General features: G+C 64.1%; 16 protein-coding genes and 1 pseudogene. 8 read left to right on the plus strand and 9 right to left on the minus strand.

The genetic code is table 11. The features are described from left to right. Positions 1 to 40: 40 nt before the first annotated feature. From nosZ to OP498_RS05860, 4 genes are all read right to left on the minus strand, one after another. A complete protein-coding gene (gene nosZ / locus OP498_RS05845; RefSeq protein WP_280552921.1) occupies positions 41 to 1,927 on the minus strand; it encodes a TAT-dependent nitrous-oxide reductase in 1,887 nt (628 codons plus the stop codon). Positions 1,928 to 1,930: 3 nt separating this feature from the next. After that, positions 1,931 to 4,093, minus strand: a complete 2,163-nt coding sequence (locus OP498_RS05850) for a NosR/NirI family protein (RefSeq protein WP_280552922.1) — start codon at positions 4,091 to 4,093, stop codon at positions 1,931 to 1,933. 84 nt (positions 4,094 to 4,177) lie between these two features. Continuing rightward, positions 4,178 to 4,495 carry a cytochrome c gene (locus OP498_RS05855; protein ID WP_280552923.1) on the minus strand — a complete coding sequence of 106 codons (318 nt, stop codon included), beginning with the start codon at positions 4,493 to 4,495 and terminating at the stop codon, positions 4,178 to 4,180. A 172-nt stretch (positions 4,496 to 4,667) separates the two neighbouring features. Next, entirely contained in the window at positions 4,668 to 5,129 is a 462-nt protein-coding gene (locus OP498_RS05860) for an Rrf2 family transcriptional regulator (protein WP_280552924.1), read from the minus strand. Between the two features lie 149 nt (positions 5,130 to 5,278). Here OP498_RS05860 and OP498_RS05865 point away from each other — a divergent pair, with 149 nt between their 5' ends. Continuing rightward, entirely contained in the window at positions 5,279 to 6,445 is a 1,167-nt protein-coding gene (locus OP498_RS05865; protein ID WP_280552925.1) for an NnrS family protein, read from the plus strand. A 115-nt stretch (positions 6,446 to 6,560) separates the two neighbouring features. After that, complete coding sequence (gene hemN / locus OP498_RS05870; RefSeq protein WP_280552926.1) at positions 6,561 to 7,946, plus strand: oxygen-independent coproporphyrinogen III oxidase; 1,386 nt, start codon at positions 6,561 to 6,563, stop codon at positions 7,944 to 7,946. Positions 7,947 to 8,025: 79 nt separating this feature from the next. On the opposite strand, the gene gdhA is transcribed toward hemN, so the two are convergent. Beyond that, entirely contained in the window at positions 8,026 to 9,378 is a 1,353-nt protein-coding gene (gene gdhA, locus OP498_RS05875; RefSeq protein ID WP_280546883.1) for an NADP-specific glutamate dehydrogenase, read from the minus strand. 478 nt (positions 9,379 to 9,856) lie between these two features. Here gdhA and OP498_RS05880 point away from each other — a divergent pair, with 478 nt between their 5' ends. The 3 genes from OP498_RS05880 to OP498_RS05890 all read left to right on the plus strand — a co-directional run bounded on the left by OP498_RS05880 (position 9,857) and on the right by OP498_RS05890 (position 14,448). Then, entirely contained in the window at positions 9,857 to 10,342 is a 486-nt protein-coding gene (locus OP498_RS05880) for an SCP2 sterol-binding domain-containing protein (RefSeq protein WP_280546884.1), read from the plus strand. Between the two features lie 35 nt (positions 10,343 to 10,377). Next, complete coding sequence (locus OP498_RS05885) at positions 10,378 to 13,620, plus strand: LAGLIDADG family homing endonuclease (protein ID WP_280546886.1); 3,243 nt, start codon at positions 10,378 to 10,380, stop codon at positions 13,618 to 13,620. Between the two features lie 75 nt (positions 13,621 to 13,695). Then, positions 13,696 to 14,448, plus strand: a complete 753-nt coding sequence (locus OP498_RS05890) for a ribonucleoside-diphosphate reductase (protein WP_280552927.1) — start codon at positions 13,696 to 13,698, stop codon at positions 14,446 to 14,448. 22 nt (positions 14,449 to 14,470) lie between these two features. Here the strand turns inward: OP498_RS05890 and OP498_RS05895 are convergent, their stop codons facing one another. Continuing rightward, positions 14,471 to 15,757 (minus strand): ferric reductase-like transmembrane domain-containing protein, encoded by a 1,287-nt coding sequence (locus tag OP498_RS05895; RefSeq protein ID WP_280552928.1) that lies wholly within the window; start codon positions 15,755 to 15,757, stop codon positions 14,471 to 14,473. Positions 15,758 to 15,980: 223 nt separating this feature from the next. On the opposite strand from OP498_RS05895, the pseudogene OP498_RS05900 reads away from it, so the two are divergent. Continuing rightward, positions 15,981 to 16,094, plus strand: a pseudogene (locus OP498_RS05900) (ribonucleoside-diphosphate reductase); the annotation flags it as partial. Positions 16,095 to 16,237: 143 nt separating this feature from the next. Here OP498_RS05900 and OP498_RS05905 read toward each other — a convergent pair. Genes OP498_RS05905 through OP498_RS05915 form a run of 3 tightly spaced genes read right to left on the minus strand, consistent with a single transcriptional unit; the run spans position 16,238 to position 19,422 of the window. Next, positions 16,238 to 18,463, minus strand: coding sequence for a PepSY domain-containing protein (locus tag OP498_RS05905; RefSeq protein WP_280552929.1), 2,226 nt, complete (start codon positions 18,461 to 18,463; stop codon positions 16,238 to 16,240). Positions 18,464 to 18,485: 22 nt separating this feature from the next. Continuing rightward, positions 18,486 to 18,962, minus strand: a complete 477-nt coding sequence (locus OP498_RS05910; protein WP_280552930.1) for a DUF2271 domain-containing protein — start codon at positions 18,960 to 18,962, stop codon at positions 18,486 to 18,488. 58 nt (positions 18,963 to 19,020) lie between these two features. Next, entirely contained in the window at positions 19,021 to 19,422 is a 402-nt protein-coding gene (locus OP498_RS05915) for a PepSY domain-containing protein (RefSeq protein WP_280552931.1), read from the minus strand. A gap of 166 nt (positions 19,423 to 19,588) precedes the next feature. Between OP498_RS05915 and OP498_RS05920 the strand changes: the two genes are divergently transcribed. After that, positions 19,589 to 20,248 (plus strand): response regulator transcription factor, encoded by a 660-nt coding sequence (locus tag OP498_RS05920; RefSeq protein WP_169956371.1) that lies wholly within the window; start codon positions 19,589 to 19,591, stop codon positions 20,246 to 20,248. Beyond that, a complete protein-coding gene (locus OP498_RS05925) occupies positions 20,245 to 21,570 on the plus strand; it encodes a HAMP domain-containing sensor histidine kinase (RefSeq protein WP_280552932.1) in 1,326 nt (441 codons plus the stop codon). The genes OP498_RS05920 and OP498_RS05925 overlap by 4 nt, the downstream gene beginning before the upstream one ends. The last annotated feature ends 142 nt before the right edge of the window (positions 21,571 to 21,712 follow it).

A 21,712-nucleotide genomic window follows, 5' to 3' on the forward strand; every position in this document is an offset into this window, starting at 1 on the left:
GCCCAGTTTTCGAGCAACATGTGGGGATCGTTACCTACCCTTATGCGGGTTCGACCAGCATCCGCCCCGTCATCTCCATATGCATGGCGTGGCAGAACCAGTTGCAGTAGTACCAGTGCACGCCGGGCTTGTCCGCTGTGAAGGTCACACTGGAGGTCTGCTGCGGGCTGATCTCCATGGCAACGCCATGGTTGACCATGCAGAAGCCATGGGTCAGGTCCTCGATCTGGTCCAGGTTGGTGATGGTCACGGTGACCTCGTCGCCCTGCTTGACCTTGAATTCGGTGAGGTTGTACTGCGGTGCCACCGAGGTCATGTAGACCCTTACCTTGTTGCCGTCGCGGATGACCTTGTTGTCGGTCATCAGGTCGATGTTGTCTTCTTCGGCTCTGGCCCGGGTCTCGGCGAAGAAGGGGTCGTTGCGATCCCACAGCTTGGTCGGATTGAGTTGATCCGCGCGCAGCAGGATGCAGTCGTGGGGCTCGGCAAAGGCCGGGCCGTCGTGCACCAGCTTCATCTGCTCACCGGAAATGTCGATCAGCTGATCGTTCTCGGGACGCAGCGGGCCCACCGGCAGGAAGCGATCCTTGGAGAACTTGGACAGTACCACCAGCCACTTGCCGTCCGCGTCTCGGGTCTCGGTCAAGCTGGCGTGATTGTGGCCAGGCTGATAATGCACATCGATCTTCTGGCGCAGGTAGTTGACCTCATCTCCGTTGTAGCTGCGGATGGCGTCCTCGATGTTCCACTTGGCAATCTGACTATCGATGAACAGGGTGGTGTAGGCGTTGCCGCGACCATCGAAAGTGGTGTGCAGCGGCCCCAGCCCCAACTCCGGTTCACCGACCACGGCATCGCGCGGCTCGATGGCATCATTGAACAGCTCGGGCAGCTTGTCGATGGCGATGATCGAGCAGGTCGGCGACAGCTTGCCGTTGGCGATGAAGTACTTGCCGTCCGGGGAAGTGTTGAGGCCGTGGGGATTCTTGGGGATCGGGATGTAGCGGGTCAGCTTGGAGCCATGACGACCGTCCACCACCGGCACCTCGCTATCGCCCAAGGTCTCGAACTCGCCGGCGTTTACGGCGGCCTCGATGGCCTCGACGTCGAACACCACCGCCCAGTCGCGCTCCTCGCGCATGGTGCCCGCCAGCTGGGTGGCCTTCTCCGAGTTGTAGCAGGTCGAGGCGACGAAGCGCCCGGTGTAGTCCGCGTCGGTGTTGTCCAGGTTGCCGTCGACGATTACCTGCCAGGCCACCTCCATGCTCTCGGCGTCGAGGGCGTTGAACATGGTGTAGTGATTCTCGGTATCCTCCATGTTCTGCCCATCGTTGGGATGGGGAATGAAATACTCGGCGTTGGCGAACACGTACTTGGTATGCGGCACCTTCTGCAGGCGCAGCCCGTGGATCGCCTGGACATTGGGAATGGTGGTGATCTTGTCCGTCTTCATGATGTCCAGACGGATACGCGCCACCCGGGTGTTGGCCTTATCATTGATGAAAAGATACTTGCCGTCGTAGCGGCCATCTGTCATGGAGATGTGCGGGTGGTGGGCGTCGCCATTGGGGTACTTGCCCGACTCACCCAGCACCTGCTTGGATTCGTTGGTGATGCCCCAGCCGGTGGCACCATCGACGTTGAACACCGGGATGCGCATCAGCTCGCGCATCGAGGGAACGCCGAGGATACGCACCTCGCCAGACTGACCGCCACTCCAGAAGCCGTAGTATTCGTCGAGTTCGCCTGGGGCGATGGCGACTTCGCCGTTCTCGCTGGCTGCCCGAGCCTTCTGGCTCTGCAACAGTGCCGCCGCGCTGCCGAAACCGCCGGCAAGCCCGGCGCCGGCCACGCCGGTCACCGCGCTGTTGCGCAGGAAGTGGCGGCGGCCGATGTCCTTCAGCTCCCGCTTCTTGTCGTCACTCATGGTTCACTCCTCGTGATGGATCGGAATACGCTGCAGCATGGCACCCTCGGCACCCTCGGCACCCTCGGCACCGGGGGCTGCGGGGTCGAAGGTCCCGGCGGTACCCTTGCCGGAGACCCGGGTCGCCTTCTCGTAGCGCTTGCGTCGCTTGACCATCGGCGGGCAGCGCTGGTCATCCCAGTAGGTGACCTGGCAGTCGAGACAGTAGTGGCATTCGTTGGCGTTGATGCGCCCGTCGGGGTGGATGGCGCCCACCTCACACTCCTGGGCGCAGATCTGACACGGCGTGCCGCAGCTGCCACGGTGGCGTTTGAGCCAGTCGAACAGCCGTAGCCGCGAAGGAATCGCCAGGCCGGCGCCCAGCGGGCAGACATAGCGGCAGTAGAACTTGTGGTTGAACGCCGAGACCACCACCAGGCCCAAGGCGTAGAGCACGAAGGGCCAGTCGCGCTGGAAGCGCAGGGTGATAGCGGTCTTGAAGGGTTCGACCTCGGCATAGCGTTCGGCGGTGCCCAGGGAGTGCAGCGAGAGCGCGAACAGCGCCAGCAGGATGATGTACTTGATCGCCCATAACCGCTCGTGCAGACCGAAGGGGACTTCGATCTGCTTGACGCCCAGCTTGCGCGCGGCCTTGTTGACCAGGTCCTGGAGGGCGCCGAAGGGGCACAGCCAGCCGCAGAACACGCCGCGTCCCCACAGCAGCAGGCTGACCGCCACGAACGCCCAGAGGATGAACATCATCGGGTCGATCAAGAACGAGCTCCAGCTGAAGTCGGTGATCAGCGAATGGGTGAAGGTCAGGATATTGACCACCGAGATCTGGGCCAGGGCGTACCAGCCGATGAATACCAGGGTGTAGACCAGAAAGCCGATGCGCAGCGGTTCGAGGATGCGCGGGTAGCGCACCAGCACGTCCTGGAACAGCATGACCCCGGTGAGCACCGCGAGGCCCAGGCCCAACACGGCGATCTGGAAGGCCTTGTCGTACCAGACCTGTACCCAGATGGGCCGCTCCACCACCGGCTCGGGGCGCTCGACGTAGGCGTCGGGAATACTGTAGTCGGCGCTGAAGCGTGTGAACTCGCTGTCCAGGGGGCCCGAGGCGCGACGCACCAGCAGGTCCAGTTGCCAGGGCCGGCCGGGGTCGAAGCCGGCGTCCTCGCGGATAATGAAGATGTCCTTCTCCTCCATGCGCGGCATGCCCGCGACATCGAAACTGCCCACCCGCTGATGGTCCAGATCGTGGAAGGTGATGGTGCGACCGTCCTGGCTCACCTCGATGCGATCGAAGATGCCGCCGCGCACGTAGCCCGAGCCCTTGAAGGAGTATTCGCCGTTGGCCATCAGTGCGATGGCGTGTTCGCCGGGCGCGAGGCTCTCCATCAGGGCGTCGTAGCGGGATTTGCCGAGCAGGTTGCGCCCGGCCATGGGCGCGTTCAGGTACGTATAGTAGAGATCGATGAAGGTCTTGCCCGCGGGCGCCGGGGTGCGCAGGTAGTCTTCCGCCGGCGTGCCGACGAAGGCCTCGTCCACCTGGCCGTGCGTCAGGCGAAGGCGGCGGATGGTGCCGTCACCGGTCAGGGTCTGCCAGTCGGCCGCTGCGAAGACATTTGGCTTGACCGTGGCGGCGGGCTGGGCGGAAGGGTCCTCGATGATGCCCAGGCCGGCGGCAACCTGGCGGGCAGCACGCATGATGGTGTCGTTGACGACGATCACCGTGACCGTGGCGCCGGAGATGGCATCCAGGTTGTCACCGATCTTGGGGTTATCGTTGACGCTGAAATTGGTATGGGCGCCGGCGAAATTCTGCAGCTTCTCCTCGGGGATGCCCACCAGCATGATCGGCTCGGAGTGATCAAGCACCTTGGCGAGCGTCAGCTGACCGGTGGTGTCGATGCCGACCAGCAGGTTGACCGGCTTGCCGGAGTAAGCGGGAATCGGCGCCACATCCACGGTCTCGAAGACGTAGCCGAGCAACTCGTCGCCGGCATAGACCTCGCTGACCGGCCATTCGGTGTCGGCGGACGCCAGCCGGTCGGCCCCGGGGAAGCTGGCCTGCAACGCACTCGTCGTCACTGCCAGGGCCGGGGAGGTCAGGCAGAGGCTCATCAGGCATAACAGCAGCCAGCTGATCGTGGAGGCAAGTCGGGGCCGACGTGGTGACATGAGGAGATCCCGCATCATCAGGTGAAGATGGCGGCGGCTGACGAAGGGGGTCGGCGCGCGGCGCGCGGCGCGCCGGCCCCGAGGTCAGGGCGTGAGGCTGCCGTAGTAGGCGGCGATGTCGGCGATGTCCTCGTCGGACAGCGCCTGGGCCTGGGGGGTCATCATCATGGACATGCCACCGCCCCGTTCACCGGCCCGATAGGCCTTGAGGGCGTTCTCGAGGTAGGCGACGTTCTGGCCGGCGAGGTTCGGATAGATGGGTGCGGTGGCCTTGCCATCGGTGCCGTGGCAGGCGGCGCAGGCGGCGATCTTTCCCTTACCGGCTTCCGGGTCCCCGGCGGCCTGAGCGTCCATGGCGAGGAAGGCCCCGCCCAGCAGGGCGGCTACGAGCAGTAACTTCATAATACATCTCCGAAATGCATCTTTAGGTGCTTGAATAAGCCCGGGTCGGGCGGGGGCCCATAGGGCGATCGAGGTCATAATGCCAGCCGTCGCCCGGGTGAGGCTTGACGTGCGTCATGTTCAGCCTAGACCCGGCAGCGCAAAAGGTAAAAAGAAGGTGCTAATGTAGGGGTCAGGAGGACTCGGGCGTCGCGGGGGTATCGTCGAGCTGCAGCAGCCGCACCAGTCTGGGGCGCTGCGGGCCGAGCAGGTCGGCCAGGGTGTAGTGGTCGAGCACGGCGAGGAAGGCGGCGAGCGCCTCGGCCAGGATCGGCTTCAGCCGGCAAGCGGGGGTGATGATGCACTCGTTGTCGTCGCCGAAGCACTCCACCAGGGCGAGGTCTCGTTCGGTGTCGCGGACCAGCTCGCCCAAGGGGATCGTCTCCGGGGCACGCTTGAGCAGCAGGCCACCGTTCTTGCCTCGGATGGAGGTGATGTAGCCGCGGTGGTTGAGGTCCTGCACGACCTTCATCAGGTGGTTGCGGGAGATCTCGAAGCGCTCGGCGATCTCGGTGATGGTCGAGCGCTGCTCACCCTTGACGGCCAGGTAGATCAGCACGCGTAGCGAATAGTCGGTGAATCGAGTCAGGTGCATGGGTGTCCCGGCGCGTCGGACGCCTCGCAAGGCGTGGTGAAAAAACCATTTATTCTAACATCATGCCTGTTAGGTTTGATTCGCGACCGCGGCATTCGGTCGCGTGGTGGGCGATTGGCGTGGCCACCCGTAAGATGTAATTTATATGCATGTTATGGTTCCTTGCCAGTGATCCAGGTCAAGTCGGTGGCACCCGTCGCACCGACCGGCGTCCCGCCTGGGCGCTGTTCTTTCCGCTCGCCGCCCTGCATGCGGCCCTGGCGGTGCCGCTGTCGCTGGCGGCGATGTTCGGCGGCCTGCCGGCGCTGGCGACACCGGCGGCCCATGGTCGCGAGCTGCTGTTCGGCTTCGCCCTGGCGGTGATCGCGGGCTATCTGCTGGGCCCACTGCCTCAACGTCGGCTGGTCGTGCTGGCTGGGCTGTGGCTGGTGGGGCGCACCGGCATTCTGGTTGCCCCCCTGGCCTGGCCAGCCCTACTGGCCGACGCCGCCTTCGCCCTGCTGCTGGCCTGGCAACTGGTGCCGCGTTTCCTGGCCGCCAAGAAGTGGCGCAACCGTCTGCTCTCGCCATTGCTCGGGCTGCTCTGCCTGCTGGCGGTGGCCAGCCTGGCGGCGCGCCTGGCCTTCCCGGGTCTGCTCTCGCCCCTTCTCCACCAGGGGGTGCTCTGGTTGCTGCTGCTGATGGCCTTCATGGGCGGACGGGTGATTGCCCCGGCGGTGAACGGACACCTGATGGCGCGCGACCGGGTGGCCGGGGCCGGTGTACAACCACGGCTCGAGGCGGCCCTGATCGGCCTGCTGGGCGCGGCCGGGCTGCTGGCGATCTGGCCGCCGATTTGGCCGCTGGCCGGGGCGGTGCTGACGCTGGCCGGGGCACTGGTCCTGGTGCGGCTCTGGCGCTGGACACCCTGGGCGCTTCGGGACAGGCCGGACCTGCTCGCCTTGCTGCTTGGTTATACCTGGCTGGGCGTGGGCGCCCTGCTGATAGCGGGCGACCTGCTGGCGGGGATCTCGCCGACGGGCCGGCTCCATGCGATCACCGTGGGGGCGCTCGGCACCCTGGCCAGCGGCATCATGCTGCGTCAGGCCATCCTGAGGGCCAAGGGGCGCCCCGGGGAGGAGCGGTGGCTGCCGCCCCTGGCCGGGCTCTTCACCCTGGCGGCGGGGCTGAGGCTAGCGCTGCCACTCGCCGGTTTGCCGGCGCTGTGGGGCGCCGCCGGGACCTGGAGCCTTGCCTGGCTGCTGGTGGCATGGCGGCTCTTGCACTGGCGTCGCCGGGGAGCAACCGCTGCCACGATGCCTTCTACTGCGATTTGATCTAGGTCAGCTACCCCTTGAAGGGTACCGACGCGCCCGGTCATGGCTGGCATAATTCGCCCATGCGGTGGCGGCCCCGGCCGCCGCCTTACGGTTCCAGAGGCTCGATTCGATCATGCAAGACACCCTGCCGTTCATTCGCCCCCTGGTCGAGAAATACGACCGCCCGGGGCCGCGCTACACCTCCTATCCCACGGCGCCGCAGTTCCAGGCGGCCTTCGCCGAGGACGACTACCGTGCCGAGGCCTCCCGCAGCAATCGGGCCGCGACGCCCAAGCCGCTGTCGGCCTACGTGCATATCCCGTTCTGCGAGAGCCTCTGCTACTACTGCGCCTGCAACAAGATCATCACACACAACCGCGAGCGGGCCGCGGAGTACCTTGCCTGGCTCAAGCGTGAGGTCGAGCTCCAGGGGGCGCTGTTCGACGACTCGCGGCGCATGACCCAGCTGCACCTGGGTGGTGGCACCCCCACCTACCTGAGCAACGGCCAGCTCGGCGAGCTGATGGGCGCGCTGGACGACGCCTTCCACTTCGCTGAGCCTGAGGCGCGGGAATTCTCCCTGGAGGTGGATCCCCGCACCGTGACCCCCGAGCAGATCCACGAGCTCCATTTCCTGGGGTTCAATCGCCTGAGCTTCGGCGTGCAGGACTTCGACGCCAGGGTCCAGGAGGCGGTCAACCGCGTCCAGAGCGAGGCCCAGGTGGTGGAACTGGTGAGGGCGGCCCGTGAGGCCGGCTTCCAGTCGGTGAGCGTCGACCTGATCTACGGCCTGCCGCTGCAGACCGTAGCGAGCTTCGATGCCACCCTGGACAAGATCATCAGACTGCGCCCGGACCGCATCGCCGCCTACAGCTATGCCCACCTGCCAGAGCTGTTCAAGGCCCAGCGGCTGATTCGCCCCGAGGACATGCCGCCGCCGGAGCGCAAGATCGAGCTGCTGGAGCTGACCATCCGTCGCCTCACCGAGGCCGGCTATGCCTATATCGGCATGGACCATTTCGCTTTGCCCGAGGACGAGCTCTCGCTGGCGAAGGAGAACGGCACCCTGCAGCGCAACTTCCAGGGCTACTCGACGCATGCCGACTGCGACCTGATCGGCCTGGGGAATACCGCCATTGGCAAGGTGGGCGACAGCTACAGCCAGAACGTCAAGGAGACGGCTCAGTACCAGGCGCGCCTCGAGGCGGGACGGCTGCCGGTGATGCGCGGTTACCGCCTGAACGCCGATGACCTGCTGCGACGCGATGTGATCAACGCCCTGATGTGCCATGGCCGCATCGACTTCGCCGCGATCGAGGCGGATCACGATATCGACTTTCGCAACTATTTTGCCGACGCACTCGCCGAGCTGGAAGAGATGGCGGACGACGGCTTGCTGGCGATCGATGACGGGAGCATCGCGGTACTGCCGGCCGGGCGGTTGATGATGCGCAACGCCGCCATGGCCTTCGATGCCTACCTGGGCCACGGTCCGGGACGCTACTCGCGCACCGTCTAAGCCCCGATCACCTGCCGACACGACACGGCGCCCCGAGGGGCGCCGTGTCGCATTAGATGGAAGTCGAGCGGCGGCGGGCTCAGACGACGCCCTGCTCGATCATGGCATCAGCTACCTTGCGGAAGCCGGCGATGTTGGCGCCCAGCACCAGGTTGGTGGGGTCGTCAAACTCCTCGGCGGTCTCGGCGCACTGGCGGTGGATATTGGCCATGATCTCCTTGAGCCTGGTGTCCACCTTCTCCAGCGGCCACTGCTCCATGCTGCTGTTCTGGGCCATCTCCAGCTGGCTGGTGGCCACACCGCCGGCATTGGCCGCCTTGCCGGGGCCGTAGGCGGCCTTCGCGGCCAGGAAGCGGTCCACAGCCGCGGCAGTGGAGGGCATGTTGGCCCCCTCGCTGATGCAGGTCACGCCATTGCCCAGCAGGGCCTCGGCATCGGCCTCGGTCAGCTCGTTCTGGGTGGCACAGGGGAAGGCCACGTCGCCTTCGATGCGCCAGACCGCATGGCCGTCGGCCGGGTAGTCGCCGACCGGCAGGTAGCGCGCCTCGGGATGCGTCTCCAGGTAGGCCTCCAGCGAGACGCGCTTGACCTCCTTGAGCTCCTTGAGCAGGTCGAGATCGATGCCGCGGGCGTGATGGAGGGTGCCCCGGGAGTCCGAGCAGGTGATGGGGATCGCGCCGAGCTCATAGAGCTTCTCGATGGTGTAGATGGCCACGTTGCCGGCACCGGAGACCAGGCAGGTCTTGCCCTCCAGGGTCTCGCCGCGGGCCTCGAGCATGTTCTCGGCGAAGTAGACAGCACCGTAGCCGGTGGCCTCCTTGCGCCCGATGGAGCCGCCCCAGTTGAGGCTCTTGCCGGTCAGCACGCCCTCGTAACGGCCGGTCAGGCGCTTGTACTGGCCGTAGAGGAAGCCGATCTCGCGGGCCCCCACGCCGATATCGCCGGCCGGCACGTCGGTGGTCGGGCCGATGTGGCGATAGAGCTCACTCATGAAGGCCTGGCAGAAGCGCATGATCTCGCCGTCCGACCGGCCCTTGGGCTCGAAGTCCGACCCGCCTTTGCCGCCGCCGATGGACAGCCCGGTCAGGGCATTCTTGAAGATCTGCTCGAAGCCCAGGAACTTGATGGTGCCCGAGGTGACGCTGGGGTGGAAACGCAGCCCACCTTTGTAGGGGCCGAGGGCGGAATTGAACTGGACGCGGTAGCCCTTGTTGACCTGCACCTTGCCGGCGTCGTCGGTCCAGCAGACGCGGAACATGATCTGGCGTTCCGGCTCGACAATGCGCTCGATGATGTTGTGGTCGAGGTAGTGGGGGCTGTGCTCGAAGAGCGGGCGCAGGCACTCCAGTACCTCCTCCGCGGCTTGGTAGAATTCGGTCTGGGCCGGGCTGCTCTTGCGTAGGGCCTCGAGGGTATCGTGGACGTAGGGCATGGGAAGGTTCCTGTGCGGTCGAAACGGGTCAGCTGCACTATAAGGCAATGCACCATTATGCAGCAACTGCATGGGCCATGCGGAGAATAGACATGATGTTGAGCCTAAAACCTTCAAAAGTGCGAAAATTGTGCACCAGATTAATCCATTAGATTATATTCATAGATTGTGGTTCAACGAAGATGCACGGGCCAAAGGCGCGCGGAAGATGTGCGCCTCCTCGCATCGGCCCGCTGTGTCGGCATCGCCACAGCGAGCGGAGCGGCGCATCACCGGCGCGGCGGCGCTCTGGGCGGCGTGGTGACATTTTTTGCACATCTTGTGCTTGAGTCTGGCCAGTGGTCTATATATGGTACTGGCCCAGCGGGATCCACGGTGCCGGCGACGGCTTGACGCACGTCAGTGCAGGCGGTTTAGATGGCCCCTAGGATGAGCGGTTCGGCGGCCCAGCCGCGTCGACGTCATCAGGAGAACCTTCATGTCCCTGCCCCTACCGTCACTGTCGCTTCCGCGCCCGCCCGTGCCGAGCCGTCTGATCCGCACCCTGGACCCCTGCGTGCCCCTGGCCGTCAAGCGGCGGCTGGTGGAGCCGGTTCTCAACCGCACCTTCGCCGAGCCGCTGGAGGAGGGCGAGTTCGATGCCCTGGAAGGGCGCCGGATCAGCCTGGCCATCGAGGACCTCGGCGTGACGCTGACACTGAGCCTCGAGGCGCAGCGCCTGGTGCTCTGCCGCGAGCCGGGCGAGGCCACCATCCGCGGCGGCTGGCGCGAGTTTTTATGTCTCGCCACCCGGCGCGAGGATCCCGACAGCCTGTTCTTCCAGCGTCGCCTGCTAATTGAGGGCGACACCGAGCTGGGCCTGACGGTCAAGAACCTCCTCGACGGTCGCGAGGAAGGGCTGGCTCAGGGTCCCTTCGGCGAACTGCTGTTCCGCCTGGAGCGACTGGCGCAACGCAGCATCTAACATATTGTCAATGTTCTTCTTCCGGAGCCATCTGAATGAGCACTTCCACCAAGGCCGTCAAGACCTCCAACGAGGTGCCGCTGCAGGTGCCGTCCCGCGACATCTGGGACGCCAAGTATCGCCTCAAGGATCGTCACGGCCATCCCGTGGACAAGGACGTCACCGCCACCTGGGATCGCGTGGCACGGGCCCTGGCGGCCGTGGAGGGCGACAAGGCCGAGGCGTGGCTGCCGAAGTTCCGCTGGGCGCTGGAGAATGGGGCCATCCCGGCCGGGCGGATCATGTCCAATGCCGGCGCCGAGGCCTACAAGCCGGCGGTGAGCCTGATCAACTGCACCGTCTCGCGCACCATCCGCGACTCCATGCAGGACATCCTCGACTCGGTGGTGGATGCCGGCATGACCCTCAAGGCGGGCTGCGGCATCGGCTACGAATTTTCCACCCTTCGCCACAAGGGGGCCTTCGTGTTCGGCGCCGGCGCCGGCACCAACGGCCCGCTGGCGTTCATGGATATCTACGACAAGATGTGCTTCACGGTGGCCTCGGCGGGCGGGCGCCGTGGCGCCCAGATGGGCACCTTCGACGTCGGCCATCCCGACGTCCGTCAGTTCATCGAGGCCAAGCGCGAGGCGGGCCGGCTGCGCCAGTTCAACCTCAGCCTGCTGATCACCGACGAGTTCATGGAGGCGGTCAAGCACGATGCCGACTGGCCGCTGGCCTTCCCGCTCCACGAGGGCGAGAAGGACGATGTCGAGGCGAGCGAGCTGATCTACCGCGACTGGCCGGTGATCGAGGAGGGCTATACCGTTGATGACGAGGGGCGTGTGGCCTGTCGGATCGTCGAGGTGATCAAGGCCCGCGAGCTGTGGGACACCATCATGGCCTCGACCTACGACTTCGCCGAGCCGGGCTTCATCCTGATCGACCAGGTCAACCGCATGAACAACAACTGGTTCTGCGAGGAGATCCGCGCCACCAACCCCTGCGTGACAGCGGATACGTGGGTGCAGACCACGGAAGGACCGCGCCAGGTTGCGCAGCTTATTGGCCGCTCCTTTGACGCCGTGATCGATGGCAAGGCCTACCCCAGCGGGCCGGAGGGGTTCTTCCAGACTGCGACCAAGCCGGTGATTCGGCTGTACACGGCCGAAGGCTACAACCTCAAGCTGACTGCTGATCATCGCGTCCGGCGGGTATCGGCCTTTACGCGTTATCGCACCGAGACAGAATGGTGTGCCGCGGGAGAACTCCAGGCAGGTGATCGGGTGTTGCTCAACGACCATCGTGATGCCTCAGATTGGGACGGCAAGCTCGATGAGGCCAAGGGCTACCTCCTGGGACTGCTGGTCGGCGATGGCACGCTCAAGGACGACAAGGCCATCCTTTCTGTTTGGCCACAGGCCGCCGTGGCCAATGGCAGCGACGGTGCAATGAACGAGGGTGTGCGTGCCGTCATGGCCCTGGCAGAAAAGGCGGCCAGGAGCCTGCCGCATCGTGCAGACTTCTCAGGCTGGCAGAAGGTCAGTGGTCGCGACGAGTACCGTCTGTCCACGGCCTCACTGCGAAATCTGGCGCGCGAGATGGGGATGCAGCCTGGTAACAAGGCGATCACACCTGAGCTAGAGCAGGCGTCCTCGAGCGGTTATGTCGGTTTCCTGCGTGGCTTCTTTGATGCGGATGGTTCTGTTCAGGGGAGTCAAGTGAAAGGCGTCAGTGTGCGTCTGGCGCAGTCTGACCTGCCTCGCCTCGAAGCCGTACAGCGCATGTTGCAGCGTTTCGGCATCATCTCCATGCTTTATCAGGACAGGCGCAATGCCGCCAAGCGCGACCTGCCCGATGGCAAGGGCGGTCATCGCGGATACGAGACGCTACCTCAGCACGAGTTGGTGATCAGTGGTGCCAACCTTGAGCGTTTTTCTGCGCGTATTGGCTTCGGGGACAGTGACAAGCAGGATCACCTTGACACCTTGCTGGACGGGTACCAGCGCCAACTAAATAGAGAGCGTTTCGTTGCCCGGGTCGTGGGTCATGAAGATGCGGGTGTCGAAGAGGTTTATGATGTCCAGGTACCCGGCATTAATACTTTTGATGCTAACGCTTTTCATGCTCATAATTGTGGTGAGCAACCATTGCCGCCCGAGGGCGCCTGCCTGCTCGGCTCGGTGAACCTGACCCGCTTCGTCATCGACCCTTTCGGCAAAAAGCCGCGCTTCGATTGGGAGCGCTACCGTCAGGTGGTGGCGATCTTCACCCGCATGCTCGACAACGTGGTGGAGATCAGCAGCCTGCCGCTGCCCGGCCAGCGCCGCGAGATCGAGGCCAAGCGCCGCCACGGCATGGGCTTTTTGGGCCTGGGCTCGACCCTGACGATGCTCAAGATTCCCTACGGCTCGCCGGAGTCACTGGCCTTTACCGAAGAGGTGAGCCGCAACCTGGCCTTGGAGGGCTGGAAGCAGGCGCTGGAGCTTGCCCGCGAGAAGGGCGTGGCGCCGGCACTGGCCGAGGACTACGCGATCACCCCGCGGATGATGCGCGAGCGCCCCGAGCTCAAGCAGGACGGCTACGAGGTGGGTGACAAGGTGCCCGGCCGCATCCTGCACGCTCGCTACAGCCGCTACATGCAGAAGGTCGCCGAGGTAGAACCGGAGCTGGTGTCTCAGCTCGCTGAGCACGGTGCGCGCTTCACCCACCACAGCTCGATCGCGCCCACCGGCACCATCTCGCTGTCGCTGGGCAACAATGCCTCCAACGGCATCGAGCCGTCCTTCTCGCACCGCTATTTCCGCAACGTCATCCAGTCGGGCAAGAAGACCAAGGAGCAGGTCGAGGTGGTCTCCTTCGAGCTGGCGGCCTATCGCCACTTTATCGCCGCCGACGCCGTGGAGAGCGACCTGCCCGACTACTTCATCACCGCCGACGCGGTGAGCCCCAAGCAGCACGTGGCGGTGCAGGCGGCGGCCCAGGGGTGGGTCGACTCGGCCATCTCCAAGACGGTGAACGTGCCCACCGAGTTCGCCTTTGATGAGTTCAAGGACCTCTACCTCGACGCCTACACCAGCAAGCTCAAGGGCTGCACCACCTTCCGCTTCAACCCGGAAGCCTTCCAGGGCGTGCTGGTACGCGAGGACGACCTCAAGAACACCACCTACGTCTTCGAGCTGGAGAACGGCGAGACCGTGGAGCTGGCCGGCGACGAGAAGGTCATCTACGACGGCGAGGAGCACAACGCGGCGAACCTCTATGACGGGCTCAAGGAAGGCACCTATGGCAAATGGTAGTAACGGCACTTGCCGGATCAGCCCCGAGCGATGGATGCCCAGCGCCAATCAACAACTTTCCGGAGGAGCCGCCTGATGGCCGTCGAGATCAATTCCAAGATCGTGTCCTACAGCGTCAAGAAGGCGGTGGAGGAGCCGCCCCTGGCCGAGGAGAACCCGCTCACGGTGCGCATTCCCTCGCGCCCCGAGGGCACTCTGGAGGCCGTGTCGGAGAAGATCTCCTACGTCGGCGCCGAGGGGCGCAAGAAGGTCTACCTGCTGGTGTCGTTCATGCCGGTGGAGGGCGTGCTGGGCGGCAAGCGGGTGGTGATCGAGCGTCCGGTGGAGTTCTTCTTCCCCTCCGGCCAGCTCTCCAGCGAGCACCAGTGGATCACCGCCACCATGCGCAGCCTGTCGCTGGCCGCCCGCGGCGGCTACGTCACCCAGGCGGTGGCCGACCTGCGCAAGGTGGCCTGGGACAAGGGCCTGGTGCGCTGCGGTATGAACCGCTGGGGCAAGCCGATGTTCCATGACTCCGAGGTCGCGGCCATCGCCTGGTCGATCCAGCAGATCCTTTACCGCCGTGGCTTCCTCGACCAGGATGGCAACCAGGTGCCGGTGGAGAAGCTGGTCAGCCGCTATGCCCAGCGCCTGGCCAGCGGACACCCCTGGCAGCCACCCACCCCGGATGAGATCGAGCAGGCCGAGCGCAAGGCTCAGGAGGCCTCCCATGCCAAGGGCGACGGCCCCACCGTGGTCGGCCACTGCCCCGAGTGCAACGGCGAGCTGATCATGATGGATGGCTGCCCCACCTGTTATGCCGGCTGCGGCTGGTCCAAGTGTGGATAAGAGGGTCCGCTTCACTACTCATTCAGCGGAACTGGAAACTTTCCTGATGAAAGCGTAAAGAAATTGACCGTTGCTTTAGGCCGCTTCGCAAGGCTTTGGCCAGGCCCTGCGGTCCGCAAAACCAGATATCCACTCTGCGGTCATGGATTTGCAGTTGATTTGCAGTCAATCGCTGCCCCTGTTGGCTGTCGTGGATGTGCAGCAATATGTCCGGAAGTTGGTCCGTCAGTTGTTGCAGACGCGTCACCATTGGGTCATCCATGGCGCCGGCAGTGCAGTAATGAAGTGTGACCGCTGAATGTTTTGGTTCGGTCTTGATCAGGCGGTTTTCCAGCGCAGCCAGAAACGGTGTGATACCTATGCCACCGGCCACCCAGATCTGCTGGGCGTTTTTTCTGCCGCTGTCGGGGCCAAAGCGACCATAAGGGCCTTCGAGCGTAACTGCCTGGCCACTGCTTAGCTGCTGCGGGAGCTTGCGGGTGTAGTCTCCCAGTGCCTTGATGTGAAAACTGAGCTGTCCGCTGTCGTTGTCAGCACTGGACAGGCTGAAAGGATGCGCCCCTTCAATCCGGTCGAAGGTCACCAGGGCGAATTGTCCGGCTTGATGCCCTGGCCACCGCTTGCCCATCTCACAGACGACTTCCGTGATGTTGGCTGATGTCTGCTTGACGGCCTTAACCAGCCCTTTGTAGCGGCGACTCCTCCCGATTTGCCCGGTCAGCGATTGCAGGCTTGCGACGGCACCACCCACAACCAACAGTGTCATCAGCCAGCCGGTGGGTTGTTGCCACCACTTCAGAGGAGCCAACAACACTGCATGGGCGGCCAGTGCCAGATAAATCAGTGGCATCACCCGGTGCAAGTAACGCCAGTAATAGTAGGGCACCCACCGGGTCAGGGTAATGACAACCAGAAACAGCAACAGATACAGGCCGGGTTCGCCCAAGTCTTCAGCACCATCCTGAAGGCTGCCCAGCAGGCCCGAAAAGTGTGCTTCCTGCAAGCTCCGATCCGAGCCAAACAGCGCTTCGAGACCATCATCCGCCATTTCGATCAGCCAGTGTGTCAGCGCAAAAATTACGGCCAGAATGCCGGTCCATTTATGCAGCTGATACATACTGTCCAGACCACCCAGCGGCGATTCCAGCCATCCAGGCCGGGTAGCCAGCACCATGGTGATGGACATGAAATTGATGGCAAGGTATCCACTGAGCGTCAGTAACTGCTCATAGCTCAGCCCCGGGCCCCAGAAGCTGATCTGAGTCGCCAAAAGCAGGCAAAGGATGATAAAGGTACGTATGTTAGGCACAAACAAACTCCGGTTTGAGTTTGTTTGAATTCTGCAGCTTTAATCTGACACCAGCCTTAAACGTCTCTGTGAACCACGACAATATTCACTTCTACTTCGAAACTGTCACTTTGGCTTGAGGCTGGTGATTGCCCAGCACCTGGCCCGCGGCCATCCCTGGCAGCCGCCCACCCCCGAGGAGATCGAGCAGGCCGAGCGTAAGGCCCAGCATGCCGATCATGCCAAGGGTGACGGCCCCACCGTGGTGGGCCACTGCCCCGAGTGCAACGGTGAGCTGATCATGATGGATGGCTGCCCCACCTGTTACGCCGGCTGCGGCTGGTCCAAGTGTGGATAAGAGAGCTCGAGCAAGGCGCTGTGGATAAGTCGGGCCGGCCGAGCTGACCCCGCCCTTATGGCCATGGAGATGCCCCGGGTCGCTTGCGCGTCCTGGGGCGTCTGCGTTGGGGCAAGCCGCCATGGTGGCTCAGGGGCATGGGGTCAATAGACGTCTTCACGATAGCGCCCCTGGGCCTTGAGCGTTGCGACGTCCATGCCAAGCGGTGCAATGACCTCGTCCATCGCCGCCATGACGCTTGCTGCCATATCCCGGCCGCCGCAGACCAGGATCTGTGCGCCCTTCTCGATCAATCGGCGTAGTTGCGCCGCATCCACGGAGATCTTGTCCTGAACATAGGCGCTATCGCTGACGCGGGAGAAGACGGCATTCAGCTCTGTCAGCCGCCTGTCCTCCATATAGGTGTTCAGTTCAGGTTCATAGAGGAAGTCGGACTGTGGACTACGGCCGCCCCAATAGAGGTGCATGGGGTGACGCGACCTGTTGTGACGGATGAAGCCGACCAACGGCCCGATCCCGGTGCCCGCGCCGATCAGCACCACCGGCGCCTTGCCGGCGGCAGGGCGAAAGTCCGGGTTGGGCTGGATGAAGGCCTCGATCGTACCGCCTACCGGCAGCGCATGGAGGAAGCTCGAACACAGGCCACCAGGATGATGACGCACGCAGATCTCCAGGGTGCCATCCTTCGAGGCGGAAGCCAGCGAATAGAAGCGCGGCACGTGGCTGTCCGGCGGCAGGATGCCGACCAGGTCGCCGGCCTCGAAAGGCGGCAGGCCGGTTCGCCCCAGCAAACGGTTCAGCAGGCTGGGCTGGCTGCCGTTCTCGGGCGCCCTGAAGCGCAACACGGCGGTGGGAGCCTGCACGTCGGCGCCGTAATCCACCCGCTCGCCGAGTTTCAGGGTGGTGGTGTGGGGACGAGTGGGGGTGTGGATCAGTGTCAGCTCGGTACTGATCGCCTTGCTCACCGCGTCTCCCCAGCGGGTGAACGCCTGCGGTGATTGCCGGTTGATGGTGTCGAGCGGCAGCAGCTGTGGCCAACCCTTGGCGGCGAGCGCCGCCTCGACCTCTTTCGCGAACCCACAGAACCGGGGGAATTGCCGGTCACCGAAGCCCAGCACGGCAACCGGGAGGTCGGGCGTGTTGGACATCTTCTCGAGCCGTGCCAGGAACCGGCTGGCCGAGGCCGGCGCATCGCCATCCCCGTAGGTCGCAGTGAGGATGAACAGCCGTTTCGCGCCGCGATAGCCGGAGGCCAGCTGGTTCATGGGAGCGGTATGCACGCGGTGGCCCTTCCGCGCCAGGCTGTCGTGCAGCGTCCTGGCGAAGCCCCAGGTCGTGTTGCCTTCGCTGCCGACGAGGATGATGCTGTCCGCGGCGTTTGGCCCGCTGTTGGCGGCGAGCTTGGGTTTCGACTGCTGGCGCTTCCACCAGATTATCGGACCTGTCACGGCCATCACCGGCACCGTCAGGGAGGCCAGGCCGAGGATGACGCCAAGCCACCAGAGACCTTCGCCGGTGTGAAGCATATAGATGAACTCATAGAGCCTGTGGGTCGCATCATGGGGTTGGTAGGAGAGCCACTCGCCGCTGGCCTGGTCGATATAACCGGCGCCTTGATCGGTACTCAGTGAGTACATGTCCGTGGGATCGTTCGGATAGGGGTAGACCAACTCCCGCAGGTCGTTGAGGTCGGTTGCCTTCAAGGCCGACAGGGTGTCGACGGCGGCGGGGGGACCCCCGCTCACCTCCATCGGGAATTTGGGCTCGGCCGCCACGCCCTCCGGAGCCAGGCCGAAGGTGGTGGCGGAGAGGTAGGATGCGGTCAGCCCCGACAGAAGCAGGCCGAGCATCGCTGCTCTACCGAGCTCGATGTGCAGTCGCTGGCTCAGGGTGCCGCGCACCGGACGCAGCAGCTGGCGCCATCCACCCAGGCGAGCGGCCAGCAGCAGCGCACCGGAGATCGCCAGCACCACCATCGCCAGCGCCATGATGCCTGCCACCGCGCGACCGGGCATATCGAGCAGCAGTGAGCGGTGCAGGTTCTTCACCCAGGCCGAGAATGATGACGGTTCATAGGCGGCGATGGATTGCCCGGTGCGCGGATCCACCCGATCGGCCCCCATCTGGCCGTCTCGGGTGTAATAGACGATCAGGGTGCCCGAGGGCGTGCGCTCGATCTGATCGACCCCCGGGTAATGCTCCGCCACCTTGCCTGCCAATTCGGCGACGCTGATCTGCCCGGTGGCGGGAACTACGGACCCCGCCCGCTCGAGCGCCGGGTTGAGCGACAGGATCGCCCCGGTCACCGAGAGAACGATGACGAACAGCGCCGCGATCAGGCCGGGCAGCGAATGAAACTGGCGTAGCATGGTAGCTGTGCTCCTCGATCAATCAGAAGGTGTAGCGGAACGACTGCACGTAGCCGCGGCCCGAGACCGGCTTGCCTGCGCCCTCGGTGGTCAGCGGGGCGACGACGTCGTAACGATTGTCACGCTGGTCCTCGACGGCGGTGTCCACTCGCACCTCATACCCCGCGTCGAACAGCTCATCGGCAAGATCCAGGGTGATATTCAGGGTACGTCCGTTGCCGACGCTGGCACCGCTCAGTCCGTCATATTCACTCCTGCGCTGGCCGCTGCCTCGCGCCCAGTCGCGCAGGTGCTTGTAGTATTTCGACTTCTCTCCGGCGATCCAGAGTGTGCCCTGGTATTGGCCGTCGGCATCGGTGAGGTAGAGCGCCACATAGGCGCCGTCGCCTCCGTAGTTTTTCAGCTCGGTATTGAAGGTCACCTCCCGCGCCTGGGCGAGGGCCGGTAGCGCGATGGCGGCGGCAAGGCTGAGGGCAAGAGCAAGGGTGAGTCTTTTCATCGTCTGTCTCCGTCACATGTTGGTCTCGGGCAATCTAGTGTCCTTATGAAACAACGCATCACTCGATGCGGACGGACGGCTTGCCGCTGACGATGCCGCTGTCGGGGCCGGTGCGAGACTCCGAGCGCCGGCTGGTAGCTTCGCTGTCGTCGTCGTCATCAGAGCGGTCGTATTCCTTGTCGTCGTAGTCGTATTCGATTTCCAGCTTGCGCAGGCGCAGCGATGCCGGGGCGTACTCCGCCTCGACCTCGTTGCCCTCCTGATCGAGGCCCTTGACCTCGTAGCAGCCGTCATCGACCTTGATGCGGCGTACCTCCCAGCCCTTGGCCTCGAGCTGCTGGCGCAGGGCGTCGCGAGGCTGCCAGTCGGCGACCGGATCACGACAGTCGTCATCGGCTAGGGTCATTCCACTCGCCAGGATGGTGGCCAGCGTGGTGGTGACAAACAGTGGCGTTTTCATGGTTTTCTCCAGATGATGTTCACGTTGTCACTGTAAGCGGATCACCTGACAGGAATCTGACGTGGATACGACTGCTTCGATGTATGGGCGAGTCGGTCCCGTTCAGGTTGCCGTCAGGCAGACCCGTTAGGCTCAGGGTGTCTGTGACCTCAGGAGAAAATGGGATATGCGCATATTACTGATCGAGGATGCGCCCTCTCTGGGCGAGGCGGTGCGCGAACAGATCAGCGAAGATGGCCATGCCGTGGACTGGATGCAGTGCTTGAAGCACGCTGAAGCGAGCGTCGCGACGACCGCCTACGATCTGATTCTGCTTGACTTGATGCTGCCCGATGGCCGAGGACTCGATTTTCTGAGGCGCCGACGCAAGGCAGGCGATACCACGCCGGTGATTATCTTGACCGCACGGGATCAGATATCTGACCGTATTGAAGGGCTGAACGCCGGCGCGGACGACTACCTGGTCAAGCCCTTTGACCTGTCGGAGCTGTCCGCTCGGATCGCCGCCGTGGCGCGGCGTTACAGTGGCAATCCCAATCCGCTGATCCGCGTGGGTGAGTTGGAGATCGATCTGGTCAATCATTCGGTGCTCCGGGCCGGACACGGCGTCGAGCTGACGGCACGGGAATGGGCGCTGCTCGAGTCGCTCGTGCAACATCCCGGAGCGCTGTTGTCCCGGGCTCAACTCGAGGATCACCTGTATGCCTTCGGCGCGGAGATCGAAAGCAACACCGTAGAGGTTCATATCAGCCGCATGCGCAAGAAGTTGGGACATGCCAGCATCGAGACCGTACGTGGCATGGGCTATCGGCTGGGGCGGAGATGAGCCGGCCGATTAGCCTGCAGCGTCGTCTCGGCCTCGGCTTGACCCTCGGGGTGACGCTGTTCTGGCTGGTCGCCACCACGGTCACGGCGCTGATCGTCGAACATACCATCGACAGGACCCTCGATAGTTCCCTGGAAGAGACCGCGCAACGCATCCTGTCCCTGGCCGTCGTCGAGATCGTCAATCGGGATAATCTCGACCTGGTGCAGTATGTCGCCCCCTTGCGTGTCCACGAGGAATATCTGACATATCTGGTGCGCGATGCGTCCGGCAACGCCTTGCTCGCATCGCATGACGTCGATCCGTCCACCTTTCCGGAGACGCCTCAAGCGGGGCTTCGCAGCACGGCAACGCATCGGCTCTACGGCACCACCGCGATCAGCGATACCCTTTTCATCGAGGTCGCCGAGCCGCTTGCCTCTCGACGCCAGGCAAAAGGGCAAGCGATCGTGATGCTGCTCTTGCCCTTGGCGGGTCTGATTCCCCTGAGCCTGATGGGCATCTGGTGGTTCGTGCGTCATGCCTTGAGTGGAGTCAGAGCGTATCGTGATGCGCTCGAGGCGCGCGGAGCAGGGGATCTGTCGCTGGTAGAGGGCAAGCGCCTGCCGGCGGAACTCGTGCCCATCGCCGAGGCGGTGAACCATCTGCTGGAGCGATTGCGCCGTGCGCTGGAGTCCGAACGCAGCTTCACGGCTAACAGCGCCCATGAGCTGCGCACGCCCCTGGCGGCGACCCTGGCCCAGGTGCAGCGTCTGCGCCATGAAGCGCCGCCGGGGCGGCTGCAGGATCGGGCGGCTCGCATCGAGGCGTCGCTGCGCCAGCTTTCGCGGCTGTCGGAGAAGCTGATGCAGCTGGCCAAGGCGGAGGGCAGTGACCTCCTGGCCGAAACACCCCAGGACGTCCGGCCGATCATCGCTCATGTCGTCGACGACTTTCGCCGTGTTTCCGCGGTGCGCCTCGAACTTTCACTGCCCAAGGAAGCGCGAATCCTTTCATCGATCGATCCGGATGCCTTGGCGATTCTGCTGCGTAATCTGATCGAAAATGCCCTGAAGCATGGGCAGGACGATCGGCCCGTCGAGGTCGCCCTGTCGAGCGAAGGCGTGTTGCGGGTGGTCAACGCGGGACCGGTGATTCCGGCGGAGGTGCTCGCTCGGCTGACGGACCGCTTCACCCGGGGCAATACCCGGGCCGGCGGCTCCGGCCTGGGACTCGCCATCGCCCAGGCGATCGCCGAGGGGGCTGGTGTCACCTTGACGCTCCTCGCCCCTGCGTCAGGACGAAAGGATGGTTTCGAGGCGAGTCTGCGGTTACCGCCGTGAGCCTTGACAAGTGTCAAAGGTATGCTGATGGAAACCCGACACCTGATCATCATGCACGACGTCTTCCTTAAGGGCGGCGGTATGGACCTGCTATGGTCGCTTCATGGCTCAAGGAGCGCTCGGCGCTGGCAGTGTCCCGCAT

This window comes from Halomonas sp. 25-S5, assembly GCF_029889845.1.
In the GTDB taxonomy this organism is placed as follows: Bacteria; Pseudomonadota; Gammaproteobacteria; order Pseudomonadales; family Halomonadaceae; genus Halomonas.

Coding starts and splice junctions, on each gene's coding strand:
- OP498_RS05915 (WP_280552931.1), bottom strand. CDS start 19,422: ATGAAAACGCCACTGTTTGTCACCACCACGCTGGCCACCATCCTGGCG.
- OP498_RS05850 (WP_280552922.1), bottom strand. CDS start 4,093: ATGTCACCACGTCGGCCCCGACTTGCCTCCACGATCAGCTGGCTGCTG.
- nosZ (WP_280552921.1), bottom strand. CDS start 1,927: ATGAGTGACGACAAGAAGCGGGAGCTGAAGGACATCGGCCGCCGCCAC.
- OP498_RS05890 (WP_280552927.1), top strand. CDS start 13,696: ATGGCCGTCGAGATCAATTCCAAGATCGTGTCCTACAGCGTCAAGAAG.
- gdhA (WP_280546883.1), bottom strand. CDS start 9,378: ATGCCCTACGTCCACGATACCCTCGAGGCCCTACGCAAGAGCAGCCCG.
- OP498_RS05855 (WP_280552923.1), bottom strand. CDS start 4,495: ATGAAGTTACTGCTCGTAGCCGCCCTGCTGGGCGGGGCCTTCCTCGCC.
- hemN (WP_280552926.1), top strand. CDS start 6,561: ATGCAAGACACCCTGCCGTTCATTCGCCCCCTGGTCGAGAAATACGAC.
- OP498_RS05920 (WP_169956371.1), top strand. CDS start 19,589: ATGCGCATATTACTGATCGAGGATGCGCCCTCTCTGGGCGAGGCGGTG.
- OP498_RS05905 (WP_280552929.1), bottom strand. CDS start 18,463: ATGCTACGCCAGTTTCATTCGCTGCCCGGCCTGATCGCGGCGCTGTTC.
- OP498_RS05860 (WP_280552924.1), bottom strand. CDS start 5,129: ATGCACCTGACTCGATTCACCGACTATTCGCTACGCGTGCTGATCTAC.
- OP498_RS05865 (WP_280552925.1), top strand. CDS start 5,279: ATGTTATGGTTCCTTGCCAGTGATCCAGGTCAAGTCGGTGGCACCCGT.
- OP498_RS05880 (WP_280546884.1), top strand. CDS start 9,857: ATGTCCCTGCCCCTACCGTCACTGTCGCTTCCGCGCCCGCCCGTGCCG.
- OP498_RS05885 (WP_280546886.1), top strand. CDS start 10,378: ATGAGCACTTCCACCAAGGCCGTCAAGACCTCCAACGAGGTGCCGCTG.
- OP498_RS05925 (WP_280552932.1), top strand. CDS start 20,245: ATGAGCCGGCCGATTAGCCTGCAGCGTCGTCTCGGCCTCGGCTTGACC.
- OP498_RS05910 (WP_280552930.1), bottom strand. CDS start 18,962: ATGAAAAGACTCACCCTTGCTCTTGCCCTCAGCCTTGCCGCCGCCATC.